The sequence below is a fragment of the Sphingomonas sp. GW821-FHT09B04 genome, assembly GCF_059418285.1.
Genome location: NZ_JBWKPO010000001.1, coordinates 687,576 through 714,404, shown reverse-complemented (window position 1 = coordinate 714,404; position 26,829 = coordinate 687,576). Strand labels below are relative to the sequence as shown.

34 protein-coding genes are annotated in these 26,829 nt (G+C 67.9%); 9 read left to right on the top strand and 25 right to left on the bottom strand.

Annotated features, from left to right (window positions below; translation table 11 throughout):
- Positions 1–16 precede the first annotated feature (16 nt).
- The 5 genes from crtY to AC07NK_RS03545 are packed head-to-tail and all read left to right on the top strand — an operon-like array spanning position 17 to position 4,418.
- A complete protein-coding gene (crtY, locus tag AC07NK_RS03565) occupies positions 17–1,177 on the top strand; it encodes a lycopene beta-cyclase CrtY (protein WP_495169180.1) in 1,161 nt (386 codons plus the stop codon).
- On the top strand, positions 1,174–2,649 hold the full coding sequence (locus tag AC07NK_RS03560; protein WP_495169179.1) for a phytoene desaturase: 1,476 nt from the start codon (positions 1,174–1,176) through the stop codon (positions 2,647–2,649). The genes crtY and AC07NK_RS03560 overlap by 4 nt, the downstream gene beginning before the upstream one ends.
- A gap of 5 nt (positions 2,650–2,654) precedes the next feature.
- Positions 2,655–3,236 carry an LOG family protein gene (locus AC07NK_RS03555; protein ID WP_495169627.1) on the top strand — a complete coding sequence of 194 codons (582 nt, stop codon included), beginning with the start codon at positions 2,655–2,657 and terminating at the stop codon, positions 3,234–3,236.
- A 17-nt stretch (positions 3,237–3,253) separates the two neighbouring features.
- Positions 3,254–4,174, top strand: a complete 921-nt coding sequence (locus AC07NK_RS03550) for a phytoene/squalene synthase family protein (RefSeq protein ID WP_495169626.1) — start codon at positions 3,254–3,256, stop codon at positions 4,172–4,174.
- 49 nt (positions 4,175–4,223) lie between these two features.
- Positions 4,224–4,418: a hypothetical protein gene (locus tag AC07NK_RS03545; protein ID WP_495169178.1), complete on the top strand. Its 195-nt coding sequence runs from the start codon at positions 4,224–4,226 to the stop codon at positions 4,416–4,418.
- Between the two features lie 4 nt (positions 4,419–4,422).
- Here the strand turns inward: AC07NK_RS03545 and AC07NK_RS03540 are convergent, their stop codons facing one another.
- Positions 4,423–4,653 (bottom strand): hypothetical protein, encoded by a 231-nt coding sequence (locus tag AC07NK_RS03540; RefSeq protein ID WP_495169177.1) that lies wholly within the window; start codon positions 4,651–4,653, stop codon positions 4,423–4,425.
- Positions 4,654–4,731: 78 nt separating this feature from the next.
- Here AC07NK_RS03540 and AC07NK_RS03535 point away from each other — a divergent pair, with 78 nt between their 5' ends.
- Positions 4,732–6,549, top strand: coding sequence for an ABCB family ABC transporter ATP-binding protein/permease (locus AC07NK_RS03535; protein ID WP_495169176.1), 1,818 nt, complete (start codon positions 4,732–4,734; stop codon positions 6,547–6,549).
- Positions 6,550–6,598: 49 nt separating this feature from the next.
- Here AC07NK_RS03535 and AC07NK_RS03530 read toward each other — a convergent pair whose 3' ends face one another.
- Entirely contained in the window at positions 6,599–7,924 is a 1,326-nt protein-coding gene (locus AC07NK_RS03530; protein WP_495169175.1) for a dihydroorotase, read from the bottom strand.
- Between the two features lie 44 nt (positions 7,925–7,968).
- Between AC07NK_RS03530 and ygfZ the strand changes: the two genes are divergently transcribed.
- Complete coding sequence (gene ygfZ / locus AC07NK_RS03525) at positions 7,969–8,727, top strand: CAF17-like 4Fe-4S cluster assembly/insertion protein YgfZ (protein WP_495169625.1); 759 nt, start codon at positions 7,969–7,971, stop codon at positions 8,725–8,727.
- Between the two features lies 1 nt (position 8,728).
- On the opposite strand, the gene AC07NK_RS03520 is transcribed toward ygfZ, so the two are convergent.
- The 8 genes from AC07NK_RS03520 to AC07NK_RS03485 form a co-directional block, all read right to left on the bottom strand.
- Positions 8,729–9,301 (bottom strand): GNAT family N-acetyltransferase, encoded by a 573-nt coding sequence (locus AC07NK_RS03520; RefSeq protein ID WP_495169174.1) that lies wholly within the window; start codon positions 9,299–9,301, stop codon positions 8,729–8,731.
- Positions 9,302–9,335: 34 nt separating this feature from the next.
- Positions 9,336–10,175 carry a helix-turn-helix domain-containing protein gene (locus tag AC07NK_RS03515; RefSeq protein ID WP_495169173.1) on the bottom strand — a complete coding sequence of 280 codons (840 nt, stop codon included), beginning with the start codon at positions 10,173–10,175 and terminating at the stop codon, positions 9,336–9,338.
- Positions 10,176–10,341: 166 nt separating this feature from the next.
- Complete coding sequence (locus tag AC07NK_RS03510; protein ID WP_495169172.1) at positions 10,342–10,743, bottom strand: GFA family protein; 402 nt, start codon at positions 10,741–10,743, stop codon at positions 10,342–10,344.
- Between the two features lie 188 nt (positions 10,744–10,931).
- The gene (locus tag AC07NK_RS03505; protein WP_495169171.1) at positions 10,932–12,062 is read right to left on the bottom strand and encodes an OmpA family protein; all 1,131 of its coding nucleotides are present in this window, start codon (positions 12,060–12,062) and stop codon (positions 10,932–10,934) included.
- Positions 12,063–12,171: 109 nt separating this feature from the next.
- Positions 12,172–12,672, bottom strand: a complete 501-nt coding sequence (locus tag AC07NK_RS03500) for a DUF2793 domain-containing protein (protein WP_495169170.1) — start codon at positions 12,670–12,672, stop codon at positions 12,172–12,174.
- A 14-nt stretch (positions 12,673–12,686) separates the two neighbouring features.
- Complete coding sequence (locus AC07NK_RS03495; RefSeq protein WP_495169169.1) at positions 12,687–14,822, bottom strand: phage tail protein; 2,136 nt, start codon at positions 14,820–14,822, stop codon at positions 12,687–12,689.
- Positions 14,823–15,206: a C40 family peptidase gene (locus AC07NK_RS03490; RefSeq protein WP_495169168.1), complete on the bottom strand. Its 384-nt coding sequence runs from the start codon at positions 15,204–15,206 to the stop codon at positions 14,823–14,825.
- Positions 15,203–16,009 carry a phage/gene transfer agent baseplate hub protein gene (locus tag AC07NK_RS03485; protein WP_495169167.1) on the bottom strand — a complete coding sequence of 269 codons (807 nt, stop codon included), beginning with the start codon at positions 16,007–16,009 and terminating at the stop codon, positions 15,203–15,205. The genes AC07NK_RS03490 and AC07NK_RS03485 overlap by 4 nt, the downstream gene beginning before the upstream one ends.
- 56 nt (positions 16,010–16,065) lie before the next feature.
- Here AC07NK_RS03485 and AC07NK_RS03480 point away from each other — a divergent pair, with 56 nt between their 5' ends.
- A complete protein-coding gene (locus AC07NK_RS03480) occupies positions 16,066–16,413 on the top strand; it encodes a hypothetical protein (RefSeq protein ID WP_495169166.1) in 348 nt (115 codons plus the stop codon).
- On the opposite strand, the gene AC07NK_RS03475 is transcribed toward AC07NK_RS03480, so the two are convergent.
- The 9 genes from AC07NK_RS03475 to AC07NK_RS03435 form a co-directional block, all read right to left on the bottom strand.
- Positions 16,410–18,692, bottom strand: coding sequence for a DUF2460 domain-containing protein (locus AC07NK_RS03475; protein WP_495169165.1), 2,283 nt, complete (start codon positions 18,690–18,692; stop codon positions 16,410–16,412). The two genes, AC07NK_RS03480 and AC07NK_RS03475, sit on opposite strands and share 4 nt — an antisense overlap.
- Positions 18,692–19,258, bottom strand: coding sequence for a tail tape measure protein (locus AC07NK_RS03470; RefSeq protein WP_495169164.1), 567 nt, complete (start codon positions 19,256–19,258; stop codon positions 18,692–18,694). The genes AC07NK_RS03475 and AC07NK_RS03470 overlap by 1 nt, the downstream gene beginning before the upstream one ends.
- Positions 19,251–19,466: a phage tail assembly chaperone gene (locus tag AC07NK_RS03465; RefSeq protein ID WP_495169163.1), complete on the bottom strand. Its 216-nt coding sequence runs from the start codon at positions 19,464–19,466 to the stop codon at positions 19,251–19,253. Before AC07NK_RS03465 ends, AC07NK_RS03470 begins: the two co-directional genes overlap by 8 nt.
- Positions 19,463–19,741 carry a GTA-gp10 family protein gene (locus tag AC07NK_RS03460; protein WP_495169624.1) on the bottom strand — a complete coding sequence of 93 codons (279 nt, stop codon included), beginning with the start codon at positions 19,739–19,741 and terminating at the stop codon, positions 19,463–19,465. Before AC07NK_RS03460 ends, AC07NK_RS03465 begins: the two co-directional genes overlap by 4 nt.
- A gap of 26 nt (positions 19,742–19,767) precedes the next feature.
- A complete protein-coding gene (locus AC07NK_RS03455; protein ID WP_495169162.1) occupies positions 19,768–20,175 on the bottom strand; it encodes a phage major tail protein, TP901-1 family in 408 nt (135 codons plus the stop codon).
- A 100-nt stretch (positions 20,176–20,275) separates the two neighbouring features.
- Positions 20,276–20,674 carry a DUF3168 domain-containing protein gene (locus AC07NK_RS03450; protein ID WP_495169161.1) on the bottom strand — a complete coding sequence of 133 codons (399 nt, stop codon included), beginning with the start codon at positions 20,672–20,674 and terminating at the stop codon, positions 20,276–20,278.
- Complete coding sequence (locus AC07NK_RS03445; protein WP_495169160.1) at positions 20,671–20,877, bottom strand: hypothetical protein; 207 nt, start codon at positions 20,875–20,877, stop codon at positions 20,671–20,673. Before AC07NK_RS03445 ends, AC07NK_RS03450 begins: the two co-directional genes overlap by 4 nt.
- Positions 20,874–21,392, bottom strand: a complete 519-nt coding sequence (locus AC07NK_RS03440; RefSeq protein WP_495169159.1) for a head-tail connector protein — start codon at positions 21,390–21,392, stop codon at positions 20,874–20,876. The genes AC07NK_RS03445 and AC07NK_RS03440 overlap by 4 nt, the downstream gene beginning before the upstream one ends.
- 75 nt (positions 21,393–21,467) lie before the next feature.
- Entirely contained in the window at positions 21,468–22,523 is a 1,056-nt protein-coding gene (locus tag AC07NK_RS03435) for a phage major capsid protein (RefSeq protein ID WP_495169158.1), read from the bottom strand.
- 217 nt (positions 22,524–22,740) lie between these two features.
- Here AC07NK_RS03435 and AC07NK_RS03430 point away from each other — a divergent pair, with 217 nt between their 5' ends.
- Positions 22,741–23,028: a hypothetical protein gene (locus AC07NK_RS03430; protein ID WP_495169157.1), complete on the top strand. Its 288-nt coding sequence runs from the start codon at positions 22,741–22,743 to the stop codon at positions 23,026–23,028.
- A gap of 18 nt (positions 23,029–23,046) precedes the next feature.
- Here AC07NK_RS03430 and AC07NK_RS03425 read toward each other — a convergent pair whose 3' ends face one another.
- The 6 genes from AC07NK_RS03425 to AC07NK_RS03400 form a co-directional block, all read right to left on the bottom strand.
- On the bottom strand, positions 23,047–23,562 hold the full coding sequence (locus AC07NK_RS03425) for a GFA family protein (RefSeq protein WP_495169156.1): 516 nt from the start codon (positions 23,560–23,562) through the stop codon (positions 23,047–23,049).
- Positions 23,563–23,659: 97 nt separating this feature from the next.
- Entirely contained in the window at positions 23,660–24,157 is a 498-nt protein-coding gene (locus AC07NK_RS03420) for a lyase (protein ID WP_495169155.1), read from the bottom strand.
- Positions 24,108–24,557, bottom strand: a complete 450-nt coding sequence (locus AC07NK_RS03415) for an HK97 family phage prohead protease (RefSeq protein ID WP_495169154.1) — start codon at positions 24,555–24,557, stop codon at positions 24,108–24,110. The genes AC07NK_RS03420 and AC07NK_RS03415 overlap by 50 nt, the downstream gene beginning before the upstream one ends.
- The gene (locus AC07NK_RS03410; RefSeq protein WP_495169153.1) at positions 24,554–24,871 is read right to left on the bottom strand and encodes a DUF6127 family protein; all 318 of its coding nucleotides are present in this window, start codon (positions 24,869–24,871) and stop codon (positions 24,554–24,556) included. The genes AC07NK_RS03415 and AC07NK_RS03410 overlap by 4 nt, the downstream gene beginning before the upstream one ends.
- The gene (locus AC07NK_RS03405; protein ID WP_495169152.1) at positions 24,868–25,980 is read right to left on the bottom strand and encodes a phage portal protein; all 1,113 of its coding nucleotides are present in this window, start codon (positions 25,978–25,980) and stop codon (positions 24,868–24,870) included. The genes AC07NK_RS03410 and AC07NK_RS03405 overlap by 4 nt, the downstream gene beginning before the upstream one ends.
- A gap of 174 nt (positions 25,981–26,154) precedes the next feature.
- Positions 26,155–26,829, bottom strand: coding sequence for a spermidine synthase (locus AC07NK_RS03400; protein ID WP_495169151.1), 675 nt, complete (start codon positions 26,827–26,829; stop codon positions 26,155–26,157).

The window sequence follows — 26,829 nt, the reverse complement described above, 5'->3', positions numbered from 1 at the left end:
CCCGTAAGCGGCGGCGATGCCAGCCATCCACCATTGTGACCTTGCCATCGTCGGGGGCGGGCTTGCCGGCGGACTGATCGCCCTCGCCCTGCGCAAGCAACGCCCCGACCTCAATCTGCGGATCATCGAGAGCGGCGAACGGCTGGGCGGCAACCACCTCTGGTCGTTCTTCGCGAGCGATATCGCCGCGGCCGACCGCTGGCTGGTCGCACCGCTGATCTCCTATGGCTGGGCCAGCTACGATACCGCCTTTCCCGACCATGCGCGCACGCTGAAGGCGCCCTATTATTCGATCGAGTCCGAGCGGTTCGACCGGGTCGTCCGCGCTGCCTGTCCCGAGGGGACGGTCATGAGCGAGCGCAAGGTGCTGGGCGCCAGCGCGCGCGCGGTGGTGCTCGCCGATGGCGACCGGGTCGAAGCGGGTGGCGTGATCGACTGCCGGGGGCCAGGCGACTTATCCAAGCTTGACCTCGGCTGGCAGAAATTCCTCGGCCGCGAGCTGGCGCTGGCCGATCCGCATGCTCTGAAACGCCCGATCGTGATGGACGCGACGGTCGCGCAGATCGACGGTTATCGCTTCGTCTACGCGCTGCCCTTTTCGGCGATGCGGCTGTTCGTCGAGGACACCTATTACAGCGACACCCCCGAGATCGACGATGAAGCGATGCGCCAGCGGCTCGACGCCTGGACGCACGCGCGCGGCATCGCGGCCGAGAGCGTGATGCGCGAGGAAACCGGCGTGCTACCGGTCGCGATGGGCGGCGATTTCGAGGAATATTGGCGATCGGGCGGTAATCGCGTCGCGAAGGCCGGGATGCGCGCCGGGCTGTTCCATCCGGTCACCGGCTATTCGCTACCCGACGCGGTGCGGCTGGCGCGCGTGATCGCCGACGCGAGCAATCTGGACGGTACCGCACTGCACGAACTGAGCTATGGCTATGCCCGGCGCCAGTGGCAGAAGCGTGGATTCTATCGCCTGCTCTCCACCATGTTGTTCCGCGCCGCCGAGCCGGAAGAGCGTTACCGCATCCTTGAACGCTTCTATCGACTGGACGCGGGGCTGATTGCACGCTTCTATGCGGGCCAGTCGAGCCTGCTGGATTGCGCACGGGTGCTGGCGGGCAAACCGCCGGTGCCGATCGGGCGTGCCTGGCAGGCGATCAGGGGAACCATGTGAAGCGGGCAGTCGTCATCGGTGCGGGGTTCGGCGGGCTAGCGCTCGCGATCCGGCTGCAATCCGCAGGGGTCGACACCGTGCTGGTCGAGGCGCGCGACAAGCCCGGCGGGCGCGCTTATTATTGGGAGAAGGACGGCTTCACCTTCGACGCCGGCCCGACGGTCATCACCGCGCCCGAGGCGCTGGAAGAGCTGTGGGCGCTATCGGGCCATCGCATGGCCGACGATGTCACGCTGGCGCCGGTCAACCCCTTTTACCGCCTCAACTGGGTCGACGGGACCAATTTCGACTACACCAATGACGACGCGGTGCTGACCAGCGAGATCGCCAAGCTCGATCCGGCCGACATCGCCGGATATCGCCGCTTCCTCGACTATTCCGCGGGCGTTTACCGCGAAGGCTATGAGAAGCTCGGCCATGTGCCGTTTCTCGACTTCACCTCAATGATCAAGGCCGCGCCTAATCTCGCGAAATATCAGGCGTGGCGCAGCGTCTATTCGATGGTCTCGTCCTTCGTGAAGAACGAGAAGCTGCGTCAGGCGCTGTCGTTCCATACCTTGCTGGTCGGCGGCAACCCGATGACGACCAGCGCCATCTATGCGCTGATCCACAAGCTCGAGCGCGACAGCGGGGTGTGGTGTGCGATCGGCGGCACCAACCGGCTGGTCGCGGGGATGGTGCGGCTGTTCGAGCGGCTGGGCGGGGTGATGAAGCTCGGCGACCCGGTGGCCGAGATCGTGACGCTGGGCGAGCGCGCGACCGCGGTGGTGACGAAGAGCGGCGAGCGGTTCGAAGCCGATGCGGTCGCAAGCAACGCCGACCTGATCCACAGCTATCGCGACCTGCTCAAGACCTCGCGCAGCGCGCAGCGGACCGCGGGGCGGCTGGAGAAGAAGCGCTTCTCGCCCTCGCTGTTCCTCGTCCATTTTGGAATCAAGGGGACCTGGCCGGGGATCCCGCATCACATGATCCTGTTCGGGCCGCGCTACAAAGGGCTGCTCGAGGACATTTACGACCATGGCGTGCTGAGCCAGGATTTCTCGCTCTATCTCCATCACCCGACCGTGACCGACCCGAGCCTGGCGCCCGAGGGCCATTCGACCTTCTACGCGCTCGCCCCGGTGCCGCACCTCGGCAAGTTCCCGGTCGACTGGAACGAGATCGCGCCGGTGCTGGAAAAGCGCATCCTCGACGAGGTCGGTCGGCGGCTGATCCCCGACATCCATGAGCGGATCATCACCAAATTCAGCTATGCGCCCAACGACTTCCGCGACGATCTCGGCGCGCATCTGGGGAGCGCGTTCAGCCTCGAGCCGACGCTGTCTCAGAGCGCATATTTCCGCGCGCATAACCGCGACACATCGATCCCCAACCTCTATTTCGTCGGCGCCGGCACACATCCGGGCGCGGGCATTCCCGGCGTGGTCGGCAGCGCGAAAGCCACCGCCACGCTCATGCTGGAGCAACCATGACCCCCCTGAAGCGCCTTGCCATCTATTGCGGCTCCGCCACCCCGAGCGACCCGGTCTATGTCGAGAATGCCCGATTTGTCGGCCGCACCCTCGCCGAACGCGGGATCGGCGTGGTCTATGGCGGCGGGCGGCTCGGCCTGATGGGCGCGGTCGCCGACGCGGCGCTGGAAGCCGGCGGTGAAGTCATCGGCGTGATCCCGCAGGCGCTGGTCGATGCCGAGGTCGCGCATCGCGGCTGTACCGAGCTGCACATCGTGCGCACGATGCATGAGCGCAAACAGGCCTTCACCGACATTTCGGACGGCTTCGTCACGCTGCCCGGCGGCACCGGGACGATGGATGAGCTGTGGGAGGCGATGAGCTGGGCGCAGATCGGCTATCACGCCAAGCCGGTGGGGCTGCTCAACACCGCCAGTTTTTATGACGGGCTGATCAGCTTCGTGAAGACGATGGGCGAGGTCGGCTTTCTGCGCCCGCAGCATCAGGGGCTGCTGATCATCGACGATCAGCTCGACGGGTTGCTGGCCAAGATGGCCGCGCATGTTCCCGCGACCACCATCGGCCAGATCGGCAGCAAGGACCTGTGAGCCCGCCCAGCCGCGCCCTGGTGGTCGCGGCGGCGCAGGACAGTATCGCGCGCGGATCGCGCAGCTTTGCGATGGCGAGCCAGATCTTCGATCCCGTCACGCGCGAACGCGCCTGGCTGCTCTACGCCTGGTGCCGCGCCTGCGACGATCTCGCCGACGGACAGGAACTGGGGCATGACGCCGCGCCGGTCACCGACCCAGCGGCACGGCTGACGCAGATCCGCGACCTGACCGGCAAAGCGCTCGCCGGACAATGGACCGGCGATCCCGCGTTCGATGCGCTGAAGATCGTCACGGAGGAAGTCCATCTTCCGCACCGCTTCGTTCATGACCTGATCGACGGGTTCGCGCTCGACGCGAGGGGCTGGTTCCCGCGCAGCGAGGACGATCTGCTGCGCTATTGCTACCATGTCGCGGGTGCGGTCGGGTGCATGATGGCGGTGGCGATGGGCGTCGATCCTGCAGACGAGGCGACGCTCGACCGTGCCTGCGACCTCGGCATCGGTTTCCAGCTTGCCAATATCGCGCGCGATATCGAGGCCGACGATCGCATCGGCCGCTGCTACCTTCCGGTCGACTGGCTGGTCGAAATGGACATCCCGCCCGGCCAGCACATGAAGCCGCCCTTCCGGCCGCGCCTCACCGTCATCGCAAAATGGCTGGGGGAGATGGCCGAAGCCTATGCCGCGAGCGCGCGGCACGGCGCGCCGGCGCTGCGCTTCCGCTCGGCCTGGGCGGTGCTCGCGGCGGCGGGCATCTATGGCGATATCGCACGCGAAGTCGTCGCGCGCGGCGATCATGCCTGGGATCACCGCGCGCAGACGGGCAATATGCAGAAGCTTGGCTGGATGGCGCGGGCGCTGGTTCAGGCCGCGCTGCGCCATCGTCTCTATCCGGCCGCGCCCCGCCCCGCGGCGCTATGGACCCGCCCGCGTTAACCGCGTTCGGCGACGCCCCGGAAACGGGAGGCGTGCGAAAGAGCGGATAATGACCGTGTTATCGCTTAACCTGTCCCGCGCGCTCGCGAAGGGCCGTGCAGCCCCCGCCCCGCCCGCGAGCCGCGCGGACCTTTTACTGACCCTGTTGCGCAAGCGCGCGGCTGCGCACAATGCGAACGCGCCGGAGCTGGAGGCGCTGTTGCGCGATCAGATCCGCTGGGCGCTGCCGATGGAACGCTGCTGAAGCATTAGCCGCGCGGCGATGTCGCCTCAGTACGCGCCATCTGCTCGCCACGACGCTGACACGCAGCGACGATGACCGGGAAGGAAAGATCGGCGTGGCGCGGCAGCACCTGCGCCATCGCCTCCTGACAATGCGCCGCGCTCTGATACCGGACCGGCTCGACACGCGCCTCACGGCATTGCGACTGATCGTCGCCGCAGCCAAGGATTGCCATCACGTAGAAAACGGGTTCCATCGTCTCGCTCCTCGCCATCATAACGGATGGCGAGGCGGCTTTGTTGCATCGGCGGCACAACGGCCCCAGATAGCGGGCATGCCGCCCCAGACCGCTCCCGCCGGCGGCGAACGCCCGTTGTTCGCCACGCTCCGGCGCTTCCTTCCTTATCTCTGGCCCGATGGCATGCCGGGGCTGAAGGCGCGCATCATCGGCGCGCTGGTGCTGGTGCTGCTGTCCAAGGTGGTCCAGGTCTATGGCGCGGCCTATGCGCTCAAGGCCGCGGTCGACAGCATGGCGCTGAATGACCGCGGCGTGGTGACGTTCGTCATCCTGATGGTGGTCGGCTATGCCGCGGCGCGGCTGTTCACCACCTTGTTCGACAATCTGCGCAACGCCGTGTTCGAGAAGGTCGGCCAGGATGCGACGCGGCGGCTGGCCATCGTCACCTTTCGCCATCTCCACCAGCTGTCGCTGCGCTTCCATCTCGAACGGCGCACCGGCGCGGTCACCAAGGTGGTCGAGCGCGGGACCAAGAGCATCGATTCGATGCTCTACTTCCTGTTGTTCAACATCGCCCCGACGATCCTCGAGCTGGCGCTGGTGCTGCAGATCTTTGGCAGCAAGTTCGGCTGGTGGCTGGTCGCATCGACGCTGGCGATGGTGGTGATCTACATCGCCTTCACCCGCTGGATCACCGACTGGCGCTCCAAGCTGCGCGAGCAGATGAACGATCTCGACACCGGTGCGGTCGCGCATGCGGTGGATTCGCTGCTCAATTTCGAGACGGTCAAATATTTCAACGCCGAGAAGCGCGAGGCAGACCGCTATTCAAAGGCAGTCGACGCCTATGCCAAGGCGGCGGTGAAGAGCGAGAACTCGCTCGCCTGGCTCAACATGGGGCAATCGCTGATCACCAATGTGATGCTGGGCGCGGGCATGGCAGTAGTCGCCTGGGGCTGGTCATCGGGCGACTTCACGGCGGGCGACGTCGTGTTCGTCTCGACGCTGCTGAGCCAGCTGTTCCGCCCGCTCGACATGCTCGGCTGGGTCTATCGCACGATCCGCCAGGGCGTGATCGACATGGGCGCGATGTTCGACCTGATCGACACCGATGCCGAAGTGAAGGATGCGCCCGGCGCGCCCGCGTTGCAGGTGTCGCGCGGCGAGGTGCGGTTCGAGGATGTGCATTTCGGCTATGATGCCGAGCGCGATATCCTGAAGGGCATCGATCTGGTCATCAAACCGGGCCAGACGGTCGCGGTGGTCGGCCCTTCGGGCGCGGGCAAGTCCACACTCGCGCGCATCCTCTACCGTTTCTACGACCTCACGGGCGGACGGGTGACGATCGACGGGCAGGATATTTCGCAGGTGACGCAGGCAAGCCTGCGCGCCGCGATCGGCATCGTTCCGCAGGATACGGTGCTGTTCAACGACACGGTCGGCTACAACATCGCCTATGGCCGCGAAGGCGCGACGGCGGAGCAGGTCGCGGCGGCGGCACGCGGCGCGGCGATCGCCGGGTTCATCGAGAGCATGCCGAGCGGCTACGACACGCGCGTCGGCGAGCGCGGGCTGAAACTCTCGGGGGGAGAGAAGCAGCGGGTGGCGATCGCGCGCACCCTGCTCAAGGATCCGCCGATCCTGATCCTCGACGAGGCAACCAGCGCGCTGGATTCGCGGACGGAGGCGGAGATCCTCGACACGCTGGAGGCGATCGAGCGCGGGCGGACGACGATCGTGATCGCGCACCGCCTGTCGACTGTGGTCAATGCCGACCGCATTGTGGTGCTGGAGGCGGGGCGCATCGCCGAGCAGGGCACGCATGCCGAGCTGCTCGAGCTGCGCGGCGTCTATGCCGAGATGTGGGCGCGCCAGCAGGCCGAGCGCGAGGCGGTGGACGAAGCGGCGGAGTGAAGACCCGTCGTCCCCCGGCCTTGTGCCGGGGTGACGCTTTAGAGACGACTCATCCGAACTCGACCGCCTCGAACCGCACCGGGCGGCCGTGCGCGGCATTGGCGAGCTGGCCGTCCCACATCACCTTGCGGCCCCGGATGATCGTACCGATCGGCTTGCCGGTGAGCTGATCCCCGGTGAACGGCGACCAGCCGCAGCGCGACGCGAGCCAGCTTTCCTCGACGGTCCACTGCTTCTTCAAATCGACCACGGTGAAGTCCGCGTCATAGCCCGTGACGATCCGGCCCTTGCCCACCAGCCCGAACACGCGCTGCGGCCCGGCGCTGGTGAGGTCGATCAGCCGTGCAAGCGTGGTGCGCCCCTTGGCGACATGGTCGAGCAGCAGCGGCAGCAGCGTTTGCACACCGGGCATGCCGCTGGGTGAGGATGGATAGGGCTTGGCCTTCTCCTCGATCGTGTGCGGCGCGTGATCGGAACCGAGCACATCCGGTACGCCCTGGTTGAGCCAGTGCCACAGCCCGTCGCGATGCGCGGCCGAGCGGATCGGCGGGTTCATCTGGGCATAGGTGCCAAGCCGCGGATAGGCGTCCTCGGCCGCCAGCGTCAGATGCTGGGGCGTCACCTCACAGGTCGCGATATCCTTGTGCTGACCGAGCAGCTCCAGCTCGGCCGGCGTCGTCACATGAAGAACGTGAATGCGGCGCCGCGCCTCACGTGCAAGCTTGAGGATCCGGCGCGTGGCCATGATCGCGCTCTCATCGTCCCGCCACACCGGGTGCGAGCTGGGATCGCCGGGCACGCGCTCACCCTCGCGCTCGTTCATCCGAAACTCGTCCTCGGCATGGATCGCGACGCGGCGATGGCCCGAGGCGAGGACGCGGGCGAGATTGGCGTCGTCCGACACCAGCAGGTCGCCGGTCGAGGCGCCCATGAAAATCTTGACCCCGGCGGTGCCCGGCATCCGCTCGAGCTCGGCCAGCTCGGTGGCATTATTGTTGGTTGCACCGACATAGAAAGCATGGTCGCACCACATGCGGTCCTTCGCGCGTGCGAGCTTGTCGTTGACGGCATCGGCGGTGTCGGTGTTGGGCTTGGTGTTCGGCATCTCGAACACCGCGGTCACGCCGCCCAGCACCGCGGCGCGGCTGCCGGATTCGAGGTCCTCCTTGGCCTCGAGCCCCGGCTCGCGGAAATGGACCTGGCTGTCGATCACGCCGGGAAGGATATCGAGGCCGGTGCAGTCGATCGTCTCGCCCGCGTCACCCTGCGCGCCGATCGCGACGATCCTGCCGTCGCGCACACCGATATCGACCATTGCGGGACCGCCGGGCAGGTGGACAGTGCCGCCAGTGAGCTTGAGATCGAACGTCGCCATGAGAGCCTCTTTTGAAGTCGCTTCCGGCGTCCTACCTGTTCGGCATGACAGAGACCAGCCAGGTTCGGGCCACCCTGCTCGCCGATCGTTCGCTCATTCGTGTTTCGGGGGAAGACGTCCGCGGCTTTCTGCAGGGACTGGTGACGCAGGACGTCAACGCCGTGCGGCCGGGCGGACCGCAATGGGCCGGGCTGCTCTCCGCGCAGGGAAAGGCGCTGTTCGACTTCATCCTGTGGGATGGCAAGGATTCGGGGGGAGATGCGATCCTGATCGACTGCCAGACGGAACAGCGCGAGGCGTTAGTCCGTCGGCTTTCGATCTATCGCCTGCGCCGGCCGATCACGATCGAAGCGGTCGAGGGCGGCGTGCACTGGTCACGCGAACCCGGCACAGGCGTTCCCGATCCGCGGCTGGCGGAGCTTGGCTATCGCTGGCTGGGAGAGGCAGAAGGCGCGCCCGCAACCGGATGGCTTGAGCACCGCCTGCGCCTTGGCGTGACCGAGGGCGCTGCCGAGCTGGGTCAGGACAAGACGCTCTGGCTCGAATGCAACGCGACCGAGCTCGGCGGCGTCAGCTTCAGCAAGGGCTGCTATGTCGGGCAGGAGAATACGGCGCGAATGAACTGGCGCGCCAAGATCAACCGCCGCCTCGTCGTCGCACCGCTGGGCGACGCGGGAGATCGCACCCGCGCCGCGTATCCGGATCTGGGGCTGATGGTCGAGCATCGCCGCGTCGAGGCGCTGGGCGATGCGCTGCTACCGGACTGGCTGGCCACGGCGCTCAGCCCGGATGAAGCGGGCTAGTTCACCGATCGGATGCAAGGGCCGCTTCGGCGATCAGTTCGTGTACGGCATCGCTCGACAGGGCAGGCGATGCCAGAACGACCGAGGTCGCGATTTGCCGCTCCGGCACGTCCCAGTAGGTGCGGAGAAGAGGGGCGATATCGTCATCGCGCACGCATATGAACCCATGCCGTTCGTAGAAGCGGATTGCCCAGTCTGCCGCCTTCCACGTGCCGATCAGGATTGGCCGTTCCGCGTCGCGGCAGAGATGTTCCAGCAACCGCGAGCCGATTCCATGGCCTTGCCACTCGGGGAGAACATAGGCGTGACGGATAAGGTCGACGTTAAGCCGGCGCTGGACGCCCATCACCCCGATCAGCCGCCCATGCGCGACACAGCCGCTGAACTTCACGCCATCGGCCAGCTCGGCCAGCAACGACTCGGCCGGCATATAGGGGTCGTGCCAGCGATCGGCCGGAATTACGCCGCGATACGCCTCAGCTGCGGCGTTGATGATGGCGAGGGTTTCGGCCAGATCGGCGGACTCGCATCGCCGGATCGTGATCTCTGTCGGCGTCTGATCGTGCCTGCCCATATTCTTCGGTCCTCCGGTGTAATGCCGGTACCGGTTAGCGTGGGCGGGCGGGAGCGCTCTTGAACGAAATTGCACTTCGACGTTGGTAAGCTTCGGCGTAGACGCCCGGCGTGAAGCCGTGACGTGCGACGAAGACGCGGTGCATGTGGCTTTGGTCGGCAAAGCCGGCACCCGCTGCCGCATCCGCCAGTGTCGCGCCATCCCGGATCGACCGGCGAGCCAGATCGAGGCGGCGTTGCATCACATAGGCGTGCGGCGTGAACCCGGTTAAGCGGGCAAAAGCCCGCAGCATCTGATAGCGGCTAAGGTCGGCCAATGCCGCCAGATCGGCCAGGGCATGACGCCCTGCCGGTTCGTCATCGATGCGCGCGCGCACTTGCGCCAGCCGGTGGGAGGTATTGGCGACCGCCTTCGACCCGACATCGAACAGGCGCCCGAAGAGCGACAGAAGCCGTTCCTCGAACGCCTCCTCTTCCCCCGCGTGCACAAGGGCCTGTCGCGTCGCCATGAAAAGCCCAGCAAGACGCGGATTGTCGACAACGGGCGCGTGCAGTTCACCCAGTGCGCGTCGGCCATCTTCGAGGTCGTGGACGAGCCCGCTCACGATCTGCTGCGAGAAATAGAGCATCGACCAAGACCGCGCTGGCCCCACCGGCGCCCCATCGTGAAGTTCGGCGGGGTTCACGGTCACGAGGTTGCCTTTGACCGCCTCCACCGCGCCGCGCCCGCTCCACGAGCGTTGCGCGCCGCCCGTTACCAGTCCGACGCCGAACTCGTCATGCACATGACGCGCGAACGAACGTCCCGACAGCGCGTCGACCGCGGTGATCGCGCCGTCTCGAAATGACCGGACATGAAAGACTTCGCGTTTCATCCGACCAGGATCATGCGCGCGTGCAGCAGGGATGCAATCCAAACCGCTGCCCTCAGCGCGGATCCCCGAAACGGCGCCTGCAATTCACGCCTGTCTGGCCGTGAACGACCCGCTGGATTGCTCGCTTCCATGCGCCTGGGATCCAGCAAGGGCATCGAAGGGAAGTTCACCAGCTGTTGCGGCCATCGACCTGTTCGACCTTTACCGATGCGATGTCGAAATCGTCGATCAGGCGAATGTTGACACCGATGATGCGGGTTTCCGGGAAGCTGTTCGGATCGCCGTTCTTCGGCGTCCCGTCGTTATTATATACCGACGCCCAGTCCGGGGAATCACCCCAGCTGCTGATCCCGCATTGGCCGCAGAAGTGATGCCGGTTCATCCCGCCACTCGCTGAATAGACCTGATCGCCCTCGCCCGACAGGATCGTCACCTCACCCGGCTGGTAATAGCTCCAGATCGCGCCGGTCTTGAAGCAGAAGCTGCAGTTACACTGCTTCGCCTCGGTTGGCGGATAAGGCAGCGCGATTCTGGTCGCGCCGCAATGGCAGGTGGCGGTCAGGGTCATCTCGCACTCCATGCTGGTGGCAGCGACGCTTCTACACGATCCGGATGTCAGGATGTGGCAGCAGTCAACCATCGCAGACAAGCCATGCGGGATCGCCTTGTCCTGCGATCTGCCGCACGCAAAGAAAAAGGGAGGCCGGTTGCCCGGCCTCCCCAATTCTTGTCGATCCGCAGAGCGGACCGCGCGGCTTACATGCCCGAACCCGGACCGTAAGTGATTTCCACGCGGCGGTTCTGCAGCTCGCGAACGCCGTCGGCGGTCTCGACGCGCGGACGGCTTTCACCGAACGCTTCCGAGCTGATCGTGCCGTCGGCGATGCCGCGACCGGTCAGATAACCGCGGACCGAGTCCGCACGGCGCTGCGACAGGCCGACGTTGTAGCTCGCCGAACCCGAACGGTCAGCGTGGCCCGCCAGCATGACCTGCGCGTTACCGCAGTTCTGGTATGCCGAGATCGCGTTGTCGAGAATGCCGGCCGCCTCAGGCGTGATGTCCGACTTATCCCACTCGAAGAACACGATATACGGTCCCGGGGTGCAAACCGGCGGCGGCGGCGGCGGCACTTCGACCGGCGGCGGCGGCGGCGGCGGCACTTCGACCGGCGGCGGCGGCGGCGGCGGCGGAGCTGCCGGTTCGCCGAAGTTGAAGGTCACGCCGCCGAGGATGCTGTGCGAACGGAAGCGACCGTCGAACTGACGGCCGGTCACGTCGACCAGCTTGACGTTGTCGGCGTTGAAGAAGCGATACTTCAGCGTCACGTCGATGTTGTCGGTGATCGGCTGACGCAGACCCGCAAGAACCTGCCATGCGAACACGGTGTCCGAATCGTCGAGGAACGAACCGCGGGTGTTCAGACCGTAATCGGCCTTGACGCGGGACACACCCGCACCACCGCCGATGAAGCCCTGTACGCCATCGTCATCACCGAAATCGAGCAGGCCGTTGACCATGAAGCTCAGCGCCGACGACTTACCACCAGCATAGTCATAGCTGCCGGCAGGTGCATTGGTGATCGCATTCGCCGCGTTGTAGGCCGGCGTGGTGAGGGTCGAACGATAACCATCGACCGACGCGCTGCGATAGCTGACGTCCGCCTCGATGCGGAACGCGCCGAGGTCATAACCGATGACGCCACCGACGTCATAGCCATAGTTGTGATCGACCGTGCCAGCAGCGGTCGACGCGCCGATGTCGAAACTGATATCTTCGACAATCATCGCGCCGCCTTCGACGCCCACGTACCACGCGTTGTCGCGGGCGAGGGCGGGCGTTGCGAGCGCGGTCGAAGCGAGTGCCAGTGTTACGGCAAGCTTCCGCATCATAAATCCCCTTTCTTGGTTGCCACTTCGGACAGCGCTAACTTCCTACCGTGCGGAAAGTTTCCGCGCAAGCGAACAAAATCAGGGGACTGTTGCCGTAACGTCACAGTTATAGCGGGTCGATCAGACCGTGGGTCCGGAGCGCCGCCAGGATGGCGTCAATCACAACGCGCGCCTCGGCATCCACCACCACCCCGCCGTCGGGATCATCGATCGCCGGCGCGCGCGGCCCGACCACTTGCTCGCCATCGATCTCGAGCCGCGTCGCGGTCAGCCTGCCGTTGCGCCAGGCGCCAGCGGTATAGCGCGCGCAGAGCCCGTCCGCGGCAACCCAGGCGGCCATCCCCTCGCGCGGCGGAACGAAGCGCCATCCGCTCGCCGTCCATAGCGCCAACGCCTTCGCCGCCCCGGCCCATTCCCCCGTGGGTGATTCGCCGATAATCCAGCATTGCCCGGCGGCCGGGGCCGTCGGCGGCGCATTGATTCCGATCGCTTCGACACAGGGCTGGATCAGCGCTTCGGCCAGCACCAGCGCCTCGTTATGGAATAGCTCCTTCTGCGCCTGGCCGGGATACAGCAGGGGCAGTGCGAATCGTGCGGTCGCGTTCATGTCGTGCTCCAGTTCTAGAGGGTCAGGACGGCCGGAGCCGACAGGCCGTGATCGCCGATCTGGCGCACCTCGATCAGCGCCGGGCCGGCAAGACCGGCGAGCAACGCCAGTTCGGCCGCCGCCACGGTCTCCACCGATTCCTCGCCGGCGCCACGAACGATTCGCACCCGATACCGCTCGGTCTCTTCGCCCAGCGGTACCTCGACCCCGTCCTGCCAGCGCCAGCCGTTTCGGCTGCGGCGCGACCAGCGAAGCCACGCATCGCCACCCGGCATCCTCTCAAGCCGCAGATGCACCGGCGCGGGCGGCAGGATCGATGCTCCCGTAAGCTGCGTCGCGATCTCAACACCGTCGCCATCGGCGGGCGCTGTCCCCAGAATCGCAATGCCCGCGCCGATTCCCGCAATCCCGTCGCGCATTGCGAGCGTCGCGTGATCGATCAGCACGAAGCGGTCGCCCGCCGTCGCCGTGCCGGCCGCCGCTTCGGTCCCACGGCGCCCGCGCCATAGCCGGGACAGCCGCCAGCGATTGCCTCCTAACGGCTCGGCTTCCCCGAACTGGACCAGCTCATTGCCGATCAGCGCCAGGTTCACGCCCGCATCGAGAGCCGCGTCGTCGGCATCGGCGAGCGTCATCCTTCCATGCGCCAGTTCGACGACGATCGCATTCCGCCGGTCGGCGATCGTGCAATCGGCCGCCCCGCCAGGGTCTTCCACATTCCCGGCAATAGCCGGCGCGGCGGTAGCGCCGGCGGCCTCCCAACGGACTCCGCCATCGGTGCTCACCGCCAGCGCCGCGTGCCGCCAGCCCGCGCCGGTACCCCATGCTGCGATGGACAGGCGCGCCGCCGCCAGCACGCCCTCGCCCAGATGCGGAAGTTCGAACGCGTGAAGGATCGTCGATCCCGCGACATCGTCGGGCGCGGGCAACACCCGTCCCGGTGTCGCGCTAGCGGGAAGGGGCGCAGATGCGATTCGCACCAGCTCCAGCCTCACCGCCATTGCCTCAAGACTCCAGTCGGCGACACGCCATTGCCCCGGCTCCCCCGCGATCCGCACGCGGGCGCCCGGCGCAATGCCCAAGGCGTTCCACCCGGTCCGCACGATCCGCCGCTCGCGCTGCTGGTCGGCTTGCGCGAGTGCGGCCTCGGCAAGCTGCTTGGCAGTCCCGGCCGAGAGCGCAGCAGGCAGTTCGATCGCGGCGTCGCGATATCCCGCGCCGGGCCGCGTCGCGATCTGCACCCCTGCCTGATAGTCACGCGCCGGATCATAATGGCTCAGCGTCACGCGCCGCGGCGTACGGTCGGAAGTCGCGATCGCGCGGTCGCCCGGCAATCCCGGACCCGCACCGATATCGACGACTTCCACGGCCGCACCCGTTCCGCGCAACAGCCGCACCCCCGCTTCGAGCACGGGCCACGCCCCCGCCGAATCGGCCAGGGGTTCGATCACGCCGCGCCGCGATCCGCCATAGGCCGAAAATCCCTCGATCGGCACCAGCGCGTCGCCGCCGGAAACGCGCCCATCCGACACGGCTTCGACGATCACCTCCGCCGTCACCGCCCCCGGATCGGCAATTACCTCGAACGACAGCGAGGGGATGCGATTCCCGTAATCCGCCAGCTCGAGATCCTCGAACACCGCATAGGCGATGCCGCGATGCGCCGGTGCAAGACCGATCCCCTCGGCCGATGCAATCAGCGGGTCCGCCGTTTGATCCTCGCCGCCATGATGCAGCCGGAACCCGGTCCGCACCTTCCAGTCGCCCGCCGCACCGCGCAGCAGCTTACCGTCGGCCCAGATCCGTCCCACCGACAGCACCGGCCGCGCCGACAGGGCCACTGCGAACGACGCGGTGTAGCTATAGCTCGTCACCGTCGGCCGTCCCTTTCCGCCTTCGCGATGACGGTGCTCGATCAGGTCTGTGGCCCAGATCACCGATCCCGCGACGCGCAACGTCCCGAACAGCTTCGGGATCGGCGTGCCGTAGCTCGACGTCTGCACCTTGAGTTCGTTGAGTCGCGGTCCCTCGCGCCCCTTGGGCTTGAACAGCAACTCGCGGTCGATCGCCTGCCCGGCCATGCTGCCGATCATTGCGCCGATCGGTCCGCCGATCACACCCCCGATCGTGCTCAATACCAGCGTCGCCATTCACCCCTCCGTCGCTTCGAACCGCCGCCAGCGCATCAGCTCGGGCCAGGGCGGCGCGCCCGGCCGCTCGACCACGCGCCGCAACGACGCATCGGCATGGATCACGCCATTTTCGCTCGCGATTCCCAGATGCAGCTGACCCGGCCCGGCGCGGAACAGCACCAGATCGCCCGCGCACGCATCGTCCACACGCACCAGCCCAGCCCCCGCGACAGTGGCGATCACGGGCCGCGCATCGCCCGACCGCAGCGAATAGCCGCGCGGCACCTCAACCCCGTATGCAAGGCCAGCCAGTCCGACACAGTCCAGCCCGTCCGCTATGCTCCGCCCATGCAGCCGGAACCTGACGCCGATCGCGCAGCGCGCCTGCTCGATCGGGGTCATGCCCCGGGATAGCGGGTCAGCAGGTCGATCCCGGGCAGATATGGCTCTCCGCGAAAATTCGCCGCGTTGGCGAACCGGGCGGCACAGGTCGCGATCGACTTGTCGCATCCCTCGCTTACCTCCACCAACGCTCCAACCGCGCCAAAGCGCGGCTCCCGGCGCAACGTCACGAGCGCGCCCGCGGACGCGCCGATCGCATCCTCCAGCCCCGAATTGCCGCCGCTGATCCAGCGCAGCCGTCCGCCGGCCCGGCCACCCGCGATCGGCTCATCCGAATCCAGTGTCAGCACCGCCCCGTCCGCCGCGGTCACTCGCGCAAGCCGCCGCCGCCCCGCCATCGCCACCCGGCACCTTTTGTCGCCCAGCTCGGCGCGGCACTCGGGCGATGTCGCCTCGACCACCGGCGCCTCCAGCGCCGCGACGATTCCCCTCAACTCCGCGGTCAGCACCCCGCGCTTCAATTCCACGGCGCCGATGGTGCCCTCGCCCAGCGCTGCTGGTTCGACCGGGTTCGTCCAGTCGACTGCAAACAGCACTACCCGCGCGCCGTCCCACCGCCCGGCGAGCAGATCCGCCTCGCTGATCGCCGCGCCCGAAAGCGCGCCCGTTACATCCATGCTGTCGGCGTCGAACGACGCACTGCGCTGGATCGCCGACGGCGTCATCCCGGGCGCCGCGCGATAGATGAAGCCATCGACGGTCAGGTCGCGGTCATGTGCGGTCAGTCCGATCGCCACGCCATCGCGCCGCTCGACCCGCCAGCACAGCGCGATCGTCGCAAGGGGCTCGTCGAGCCAGCTCATATGCGTTCTCCCTGAATACTCGCCGTCGCGGCGCCGTTCCGCTACGATTGGCGACGATGACCCCTTCAACCACCACGCTCTGGCGACCCGTCGGCCCCGAGGAGCTTGAGTTGATCCGCCAATCCGGCATGCGCGCCTTCCCGCCGCGCCTGCCGGAGCAGCCGATCTTCTATCCGGTCGTGACCGAGGACTATGCGATCAAGATCGCGCGCGACTGGAATGTCCGCGACAGCGGCGTCGGCTTCGTCACCCGCTTCGAGGTGCGCAACGACTTCCTCGCCAAGTACCAGATCGAGGAAGCAGGCGGCCGCGCGCATCGCGAATACTGGGTTCCAGCCGAGGATCTCGACGCCTTCAATGCCGCGATTATCGGCGAGATCGCCGTAACGCACAGCTTCCCTTAGACCTCACGCACCTCGACCAGCGGCACGCTCGGAGCCGCGCCGGCCATGAAGGTCGCACGGTTCACGCTCAGCGAATCCTCGGCAAAGCGCACCGTCACGTCGAAGCGGAACCCCGCCGTCACCACCGCACCCGGGCCCGGCGGGGCGTCAAACACCACCATCCCGCCCGCGCCGAGCTCGAACGCCACGGTTTCCACCCCGTCCACCGCGACGCGCACGCTTCCGGCAACCGGCCGCGTGATCCGCCGCGCGGTGTCGCCATAATGTTTGACCAGTGCGAAGCCCTGCCTGTGGCCATCGCCCTCGCCGATCAGCTGGTCGGTCGCGCCGGGCTCTCCGTCATCGTTCGAGCAATCGTCGAACGGATCGCGCAACCGAAAGGCGCGCGCCGGCCCCATTCGCGCGCGATAAAAAGCGAGCAGTTCGCGAATATCCGCCTCGCTGCGCACCCCCGGCCCGACATCGTAGCGCGTCCGTGCCTGCGCCCATGCGGCGTTGCGCGCCTCATGCCCGCCCGCGCTGGTCAGGATCGCAGTCGAAACCTCGGGCGCCACCTCCGCCTCGCGCCCCAGCGCGATCGGGAACAACACGTCGTCAAACGCCTGCATGCCGCTCTCCTGATCGAAGTGAACAAATCCATCGCGGATCACCTGCGGCAGCGCCCAGATGAAGGTCGCGGCGACCCCGCGCCGCCGCGCCGCCTCTGCCGCATCCGCAATCCCGCGCCACTGGTGCGCGTCCTCCGGTTTCAGCACGAACCCGGCGAAATAATGCTGGCGCCCGACCGGATAGCCCAGCCGCGCCTGCGCGAGCGCGACCCCATGTGCGCTCGCCACGGCATTGCCGGCCGCGGCCCAGTCATAATCCTCGAGCTGAAGCACATCGAACGCCGGAGAGGCCCAGCCGACTGGCAAATTCGCCCGCTTGAGCTCTGGCGCGAGGCGGTCGAGCACGGTCGGCAGATAGGCGAGCAACAGCAGCTTAGCTGCCGCCGCTTCTGCTCTTACCGCCGCACCCAGCGCCGCGGTCGATGCCGCGAGCAGCGCGCCGGCCGCATCGAGCACGCCGGTATCGGGGGTGCCGCGCACATTCTGTTCAGGCGGGTACCCCAGCACCGCCTTCGCCGCTTCGTCATGGATGCACAGCCGTCCGTCGGACATCACCCACCACCAGGGCTCGCCCACCTGAAATTTGACCGGAAGGCCCGCGCCCTGCGCGATCCATACGAACGTCTTCGCAACCGCCTGCAGATAGGCCATCGCGCCGCCATGCGCGGGCGACAGCAAGGTCGAAGGCGGCGTCCACCCGGTCAGCGCCGGGGATCCGTCCGCCGCCCGCTGCTTCCAGTCGTTCCAGCAATGCGCGTCGAACAATTCGTAGCTCAGCGACCAGATCACGCCGAACCCCAGCGCTTTCGCGTGCGCGGCAAAATCGGCATGCCACGCCACGCACGCCGCATTGAGCGCCCCTCCGGTCAGGCTGACATAATAGCCGCCCGAGAGCGCCTCGAGCCGGAAATAGTGGCTCATCCCGACATAGTGGACGATGTCCCCACGATACCCCAGCTGCAGCGCGTTGCGCAGCAGCCGCGCCGGGGTCAGGTGATAGCTGTCGTCATAGCCGCTGCAGATCGACAGCCCATGCTCGGGGACCACCACGTCGCCGATGGCAAGAACAGCCCCCGGCCCCTCGACGATGATGTCGCTCAGCTCGACCCAGCCCTCGACCGGCGCGGTCAGCGGCGCATCGGTCCCGGTATAGTCCTGCGGTACCAGGCTCACGAACATCCGGTCGATATCGCCGGCCCACACCGGATCGGCCTCGCCGGGCAGCATGAATCCGCCCGCCAGGTTGGCAAAGTCGAGCGACACCAGCGCATCCGCGGGCGTGCTCTGCGCATAGTTCCACAGCCGCACATACCAGGCGCGGGGCGCCCCTCCCGCGTCCCGCCCCTCGATCGTCAGCACCGGGCCGTTGACCGCGTCGAGCGCCAGCACGCCGCCCGAGCGCCACCGGAATCGCAGCCGGCACCCGCGGAAATCGCGGCTGGTCTCATAGGCGAGCAGCGGGTGGTCGTGCTTGTCCTCGCTCTCCCAGATCAGCCCCGCCAGATCGTCCTGGCGATAGAAGATCGTATCGACGCGTAACGCATCGGGCGCGGTCGTGGTCACCGCGGCCATCATCGGCCGCGGGAAATTGACCGTCCAGAAGCGCGGATCGAAGCGCGAGATCACGCCCTCAGTCTGCACCGTACGCTTGGATGCGAGCCACCAGCCCATTACTCCACTCCCGCCAGCGCCGTCCTGACGGCGCGCGCGACCTGCCGGCTCGATTGCCGCAGCGCGCCCGCACCTTCGCCCGACGGCGCGTTGATCGTGATCGCCACGCGCACGTCGCGTCCGCCACCGCCAGCCGGAAGCGCATCCACCCGCCCGCTTGCGGTCGGCACGAACAGCTCGGGTCCGCGCTCGCCGACCCAATAGGGGCGTCCCGGCGACACCGGCCCGCCCGTCGCCCGCCCCGGCGCGCCGAACAGGCTCGCGAACAAGCCGCCCAGACCACCGCCGCGTCCACCCCCGCCGCCGAAGATCGCCGCCAGCCCGTCGCGCATGGTGCTCGCCGCGATCTCGCCCAACACATTCATCGCCACGCGCCTGAGATCCTCGAACCCCAACCGACCGGTCCGCACCGCGCGCAGCAGCGACCGCTCGATCGCATCGCCCGCGCGCGCTGCGCCGGCCTGAAGCGGCCCGTCGATCGTGCCGCGCATCTCCGCGACATCGCGCGCAAAGCCCTGCGTGTCGGCGCGCACGCTCACCACCAGCCGTTCGATTTCCTCATCCATCAGGAAAAACCTCCATCAGCGCCGCGATCGTGCCGCGGTCGGGCGGCGCGGCCTGTGCATCCGCGCCCGAAATCACCTGCACCAGCGCCATCAGTTCGGCCGGGGTGGCGCGCCAGAATCGATCCGGCGACCAACCGAACGCCACCCCGGCCTGCCCCGCAAGCCGCGCTGCGGATTCGGTGAAGCACAGCTCCGCGGAATTGCTCATCGCCCGGCGAGTATCTGCCCGAGCAGCAGCTTCAGCGCGGGCGTCGCCGCAGCCAGCCCGCCCGCCGCCACACCCTCACCGAACGCCTCGCGCGTCAGCCCCTCGGGCGCATCGCGCAGACAATGCCAGAACAGCGCGACCATCTCGCCGATCCCCAGCCGCCCGTCGGCGGCGCGTTCGACCAGTGCGAATAGCGGCCCCAGCTCCGCCTCGGCCGCGACGAGCGCGGCAAAGCTCGGGCGTAGCACCAGCTCGACCCCCGCCACGCGCACCATCGCCTCGCCCCGCGCCGGATTGGCGCTCACGCCGACACCACGGGGCCGGAGCTTTCGAGGCTCAGCGTGTAGCTACGCTCGCCGTTGAAATCCCCGGCATAGTCGAGCCGCGTGACCAGAAACCGCCCGGTCATCGTCTCGCCGCTCTCGAAACTCAGCCGATAGTCGTCGAGCACCCCCGACAGTGCGCTGGCCTTGACCCGAACCTCGGCCGCGCTGCCCGTGAACACCCCCGCCCCCGACACGCTGACGCTGCGTACCCCCGCGCCGGACAGCAGCTCGCGCCAGCCACCCGAATCCTTCGACGTAATCGCCACCGCCTCGCCATTGACGCTCAACTGCGTCGTACGCAGCCCCGCCACGGTCGCATAGGCCACCGGCGACCCGCCATTGCCGACCTTGAGCAGAAACGCGCTTCCCTTCTCCGCCGCCATCACATCTCTCCGTTCTCCTGCGCCGGCCCGCTCCCCTACCCGACCTCCCACAGCGTATTCTGAATGGGAGGCCGGGTGGGGGAGCGGGCCGGTGCCGCCCTCAAAAGCTCTCCAGCATCCGCACCCGATATTCGCTCGACGCGATCCAGCGCCCGGCGCCGTTCGCCACGATCCGGCTGCGCACAAAGGTCAGGCTCGCGATCCGCCAGCCATCGCCCAGATCGCGCGGCATCGCCTCGATCGCCGCCTCGACCGCGCCCGCCAGCAGCCGCAGCCGCGCCGGCCGCTCACCGCCATCGTGCAGCAGCACCGCGACGCGGCCCTCGCGTCCCGCCATGTCCTTGGTACTCCAGTCGCCCAGCACCGCCTCGCTCACCACCGCATAGGGCAGCGCCGCGCGCACCGGCGGGGCGTCGAACACCCCGGTCAGCGCGCCGAGCGGCGCATGATCCTGAAGCGCCGTCACCAGCGCGCCCTGCAATCGCATCTGAACGCTCATCGCACCCAGCTCCCCAGATCGTGCAACAGCGGATCGGTCACCGCCCGCCGCGTCAGGCCCCGCCCGGTCAGCACCACGCGATCGGCCTCAGCCGCCACCGTCACGCCCGGCACCGCACCGGCGACCCGATCCGCCAGCCGCGCAGCAACCACCGTCGCCCGCGCCGCACCAAGCCGTTCCGCACGGCCTTGCATTCCCCTCACGCCACGCGCTCCGGATCGTGCAGCCGCATCCGCCGCCAGGGGCGCCACAGCGCCGCGATCGCTGCGGGCGGCGCGCCCGGCGTCTCGCGCCGGTCGAACAGGTGCGCGGCGAGCAGCACCACCCCCTGCGCCAGCGGCGCGGGGATATCGGCCGCAGCCTCGGCCAACCCGGCGCGCGACGTGACGCGCAGCCGCGATGCCCCGTCCGCCCGTGTCAGCCGCACCCATCCCGTGCCGCTGGCATCGATATCGATGGCATAGGCGTCAGCGGGCAGCGGCTCGGCCGCGCCGTCGGCCGGCACCGCCTCGACCCCCGTGATCGCAACCACCGGCGCGTGCGCCAGCCGCTGCCAGCCGCGTTCCGCCGCGATCGTCTCGACACACTCCCGGCGCACCAGCACGGTGCCGGTGAACGCCTCGCACAGGATCGTCGCGGTCTCGATCATCCGGCCGAGCAGCGCATCCTCGCCGCTCCCGTCCAGGCGCAGATACGCCTTCGCTTCTTCCAGCGTCATGTCATGCCTCCCCCGTCGATACAGCGCCGGGCGGGCGAGGCCGAAACCCCACCCGCACGTCGTCAGCCGCCTCCGTCAGGAGGCGGAGAACTTCAGCAGCTTGATCGTCTCGCTGTTGGTCACCGCGCCGCCGACCCTTTTGGTGGCGTAGAAGTGGACGAAGGGCTTGTTGCTGTACGGATCGCGCAGGATCTGCGTCTCGCCGCGCTCGGCGATCAGATAGCCGGCCTTGAAGTTGCCGAACGCGACCGACAGCGAGTTCGCGGCGATATCGGGCATATCCTCGGCCTCGACCACCGGATAGCCCAGCAGCGTCGCCGGCTGGCCCGAGGCAATGCCCGGCTGCCACAGGAACGCGCCGTCGCTCGTCTTGAACTTGCGGATCCGCGCCAGCGTCGACGAATTCATCACGAACACCGCGCCCTGCCGATAGGGCGGCCGCAGCGCCTGAACCAGGTCGATCAACTTCTCCTCAGGATTGGTCGAAAACGCACCCGATGCGCCCGACGCGACATGCTGCAGCGTGCCGAACGCCCGCGCGCCATCGCCGGTCGCCGCGGTGCTATAGGCGAGGAAGCCCTTGGGCTTGTTCGTCCCGTTGCCGCTCACGAACGCCGCGCCCTCGGCACGGGCGAATTCATGTGCGATCTCGTCGGCCAGCCACGCCTCGACGTCGAACGCGCCGTCGTCGAGCATCGTCTGGCTCGCCGCCGGATTGGCATAGAGGTCGCCCATCGGCGGGGCGATCTCGTTGAACGTCGCGGTATTGGTCTCGGCGCGCGCGCCGGTTTCGGTCGCCCAGCCCGATGGCGTCCCGCCCGACGCCACCAGCTTGCGATAGCCCGCGCTGCCCACCGTCACCACATTGGCGATCGCGCGGATCGGCGAGATCGACGCCAGCGTGACATCCACCAGCGCGTCGATCTCGCGCGGAATGGCATAGCCGCCCGCACCGTCGCTCGCGCCCGACATCGCCTTCATCTCGAGCGCGCCGGCGCCTGAGCGCAGGAACCCCTCGAACATCGCTCCATTGGGCGCCCGCGCACCCTCCAGCACCGGCCGCGCCATCGGCACGCCAGCGCCCTCAATCGCCTCGAACGACTGTTCGAGGACGTCTGCCTTCGTCTCCATAATCTTCTCCCGTTCCAGCACAGAATCCTCCCCGGAACGGGGAGGGGGACCATCGCAACGCGATGGTGGAGGGGGCACGCGGCTAGCGAACCCCGTCGTTTCTTCATTCAGTCCGCAGGGCGGTGCAGTTTCTTCGAACGCATGGGGTCCATTCCCGCGCGCGCATCGTTAGAGACCGCGTCACCGCGCAACCGCGCGGCTAAGGCCGGGAACCCCTATGTCCAAACGATCGACCACCCGCTGGATCAACGCCGGATTCGATGCCTGGTCGCTCGGCTGGGAAGCCGCCGCCGTCATCGGCCTGCGTTCGGTCAAGATCGCCAAAGGCGGCATCGAAGCGCAGCGCGAAACCGAACTCATGGTCGCCGAGAAAGTGGCGGCAGCCGTGGAACTCCAGATGGCGATGATGACCGGCGCGCTTGGCACCAACCCTGCCACCGCCTCACGCAAGGCGCTTGCCCATTACCGGCGCAAGGTCCGCGCCAACGCCCGCCGCCTGCGCTGACGCAGGCGCGAGACGCTCTCAGTCCGGCATGCCCGCGATCTTCGGGGACCGGAACCGCATCGCCGCCCAGGTCGTGAGCAGCTTCAGCATGAAGCGTCCCGAATGCCCGCGATGCCGCGCCAGCCCGTCATTCGGCAGAACCACATCGGCGGGAATATCGCCGGTCATCACCCGCATCGTCGGCGCGGACGCATCCGCGACCCGCGGCCGATAGACCGTGACCCAGAACCCTTTGGTGAAATCGAGGAACATCGGCGCACCGCAACAGGTCGCGACCATCCGCCGCGTCGGCGATTGCGGCGTCAGCCGATGCGCGTCCAGCCGATCGCCTCCGGCGGCGACGCGTACCCGGTCTTTGCGCCACAGCACGGTCGACGTTCCGCCCGTCGCATCGACGATGGGTGCGCTTCCCGATACGGCATCGAGCGCCTGCCCGGCGGTGCGGCAACTCGTGCAATGGCAGATACCGCTCAGCATCGGCGCGCCATCCGCTTCGATCCGCACCGTCCCGCAGTCACATCTGATCGCCGTCATCCCACGCCTCCCTGTGTCCGCCCATTAGACGATCCCGTTCGCGTCCATCCGCCACCGTCAGTGCTATTGGCAGCACCAACCTCGCCGTTTCATCAATTCAACTATCGAGCCACCAGGCTTCGACAGGCTCGCCCGTCCGGCAAGCAGCGAGCGCACGCTTCAGCTCCTCTTCGAACTCGTCCTCGTCACCCGCCCATCCTTCCGCCAGCGCTTCAAGCACCGGTATCAACGTCGGGTCGGCCAGCAACGCGGCCGCCTCGATCGTCAGCGAGTAGACAGTCTCCCCCTCCAGCATCTCTCTGACCCGCGGCAGAGCGAAGGCTGGCTCCAGCACCGCCAGCCCAAGCAACGCCTCGCATCGCGTGTCGATATGCGGGTCGTCGCCCGCCCGCCGCAGCGCGATCCGCGCATCCGGCGTATCGATCCCGGAATGTACCAGCATCATCGTCGCCCAGTCGCGATTGCTGTCGTCCGCATCCGCGGTGAGCTCGATCAGCCGCTCGAGATTGGCCTGCGCCATCGCGCTACCCGTCAGCGGAATCTCGTCATCGATCAGCATGACCAGAAAATCGGACTTCGGGCGATATCTCTCCATCTCTTTCCGCTGCCGCATCGGCACCTGCCGCGCAACAGGCATGCACCCGCGCCAGCGTCTGCATCGGCCGCGCCACCAGGCTGACCTCGCACAGCTCGACGCTGCGCAGCTCGCGCCACCGCCCGTGCCGCGCCGCCACCGTGCGATACCCGAAACTCAGCCCCGTCACCGCGCCCTTCGCCACCAGTGCCGCAAGATCGGGGGCATCCACCCGGCCGGTCACGCGCAGTCCTCGCGCGTCCTCGCCGATCGCCTCGATCACCCCCACCGGCTCGCCGCGATGCTGCCACAGCAAAGGCACCCGCCGCACCCGCGCCCCGAACGCCCCGGGACGGATCACATCCCCGCCCCGGTCGGGGGTATCGAACACCGCGGCATAGCCCGCGAACCGCACGGTCACTTCCCCAGCCCCCAGAAGCCCAGCTTCACCGCCAGCCCCAGAATCACCAGCGCGAGCAGCATCCGCACCACCCATTCCGCGACCGCCTTCACCGCCGACCGTTTCGCATCACGCCATGCGCCGAGCAGCTCGCGCAGATCGCCCATGTCTTTGGCCGCCTGCGGATCGTCGAGGCCCAGCCGCGTCAGCGCCCGGCTTGCGCCTAGCTCGCCCGCCTCCTCGGCGATCGCGCGCAACGTCGTCAGGTCCGCGCCCTCGGCCACGCCGTGCGCGATCAGCTGCGCGAGCAGGCCGCCGTCCACCGGCGCGTTCATCGGTCGAGCCCCAGCATCGCGCGCTTCTCCTCATCGGTCAGGAAATCCGCGCCGCTCACGCTGCGCCACAGCCGCTCGCGGTCCTCGGCCATCGCCGGCACCTTGTCGATCGCGACCCACAGCCGCGCTTCGGGAAACCAGCCGCTCAGTCCCTGCGCCAGCTCGGTCAGAATCTTCTCGGCGAGCGGGAGGATCGTCAGCCGCCACACCGCCTTGTTGGCCTCGCGATAATTGGCGTAGCTGTTGTCCCCGGGCAGGCCGATCAGCATCGGCGGCACCCCGAACGCCAGCGCGATCTCGCGCGCCGCCGCGGCCTTCAGCCCCACGAAATCCATATCGGCCGGGGACAGGCTCATCGCCTGCCACTTTAACCCGCCCTCGAGCAACATCGGCCGCCCGGCATTGGCCGCGCCCGAAAACGCCGCCTCCATGTCGGTCTTCAGCCGCTCGAACTGCGCCGGCGCAAGTGCGCTTCCGTCGCCCGGATCATAGACCAAGGCCCCCGACGGCCGGGCGGCATTGTCGAGCAGCGCCTTGTTCCACCGCGTCGCCGCATTGTGGATCGCGACCGCGCCCGACGCCGCGCCCAGACAGCCCAGGCCATAGTGATCGTCGACCGGGCTGAACGCCTTGAGATGGATCACCTGCGGTTTTCCCGCCGCATCCTCGGCGGCGATCCGGCTCACGCTCCCGCCGACGCGATAGCGATAGGCGGCGGGCCAGCCGCCCGCATCGGTCTCGACTGACACCCGCTCGGGCCGCAGCGCGAACAGCTCGGCCACGCCCCCCGCGCCGTCGCCCAGCAGCTGAACGAACGCATTGCCGTGCAGCAGCAGCTGCGCCGCCAGCGTGGCGGTCAGCTCCTGCCCCTGCGACCGCGCCGTCGTCAGCGCCAGCAGCGCCGGATCCGACGCCTCGACCGGCGCATCCGCCACGCCCTCCGCCACGATCTTCACCGCGCGTTGCGCCACCGGATTGGCGCAATAGCCCTCGCGCACCTGTGCCTCATAGCCTTGCGGCCATTCGCCCAACATGCCCGCGCCGCTCTGCGCACGCGTCAACACCGGACGCGACGCATCGCGCCCGGACTTCCGCCCGAACCAGTTCATGAAGCTACCTCGCTTGTCTTGAGTCCGCGCCTCAGCGCTTGTCAGAGCCGCCTGAAATTTCGTCCAGGCGGAGTCGAAGCGCGTGATTTGAGAGCACCGGAGCGCAGCGTACTTAAGGTACGTGAGCACCGGAGCGGAGCAAATCGCGTGATGCAGACCCGCATGGGCGGAATTTCAGGTGGCTCTGCGACCGAACCAGATGACGTGCCGCGGGCCCTTGCCGTTCTGCCGCGCGCGCACCGCAACTTCTTCCACCGCAAATCCCGCGTCGTTCATCCGCCGCGCGAACTTCGGGTCCGGCCCCGCCGACCATACCGCCAGCACCCCGCCGGGCTTCAGCGCCATCCGCGCCGCATCCAGCCCGCGCATCGTATAGAGCCGGTCGTTCGCCAGCCGCGTCAGTCCGTCCGGGCCATTGTCCACGTCGAGCAGGATCGCATCATACGCGCCGCGCGCACCCGCGATCGCCGTCCCGACATCGCCCATCACGATCTGCGTCCGCGGATCGTCGAGGCACCCGGCGGCCAGCTCCGCCATCGGCCCGCGCGCCCATTCGATGATCCCGGGGACCAGCTCGGCGACCACCGCCCGGCCGTCCGGCCCCATCAGCGCCAGCGCCTTGCGCAGCGTAAATCCCATGCCATAGCCGCCGATCAGCAGCCGCGCCGAAGCGGGCGTCGCGAGCCGCGCCAGCGTCATCTCCGCGAGCGCCTCTTCCGATCCGCTCATCCGGCTCGACATCAGCTCGTTGCGGTCGAGCACGATCATGAAATCGTCGCCGCGCCGGAACAGCCGCAGCGGCTCGCCGCCCGGCACTTCTGCAACGTCGATCAGCTCGCGCGGGGTCAA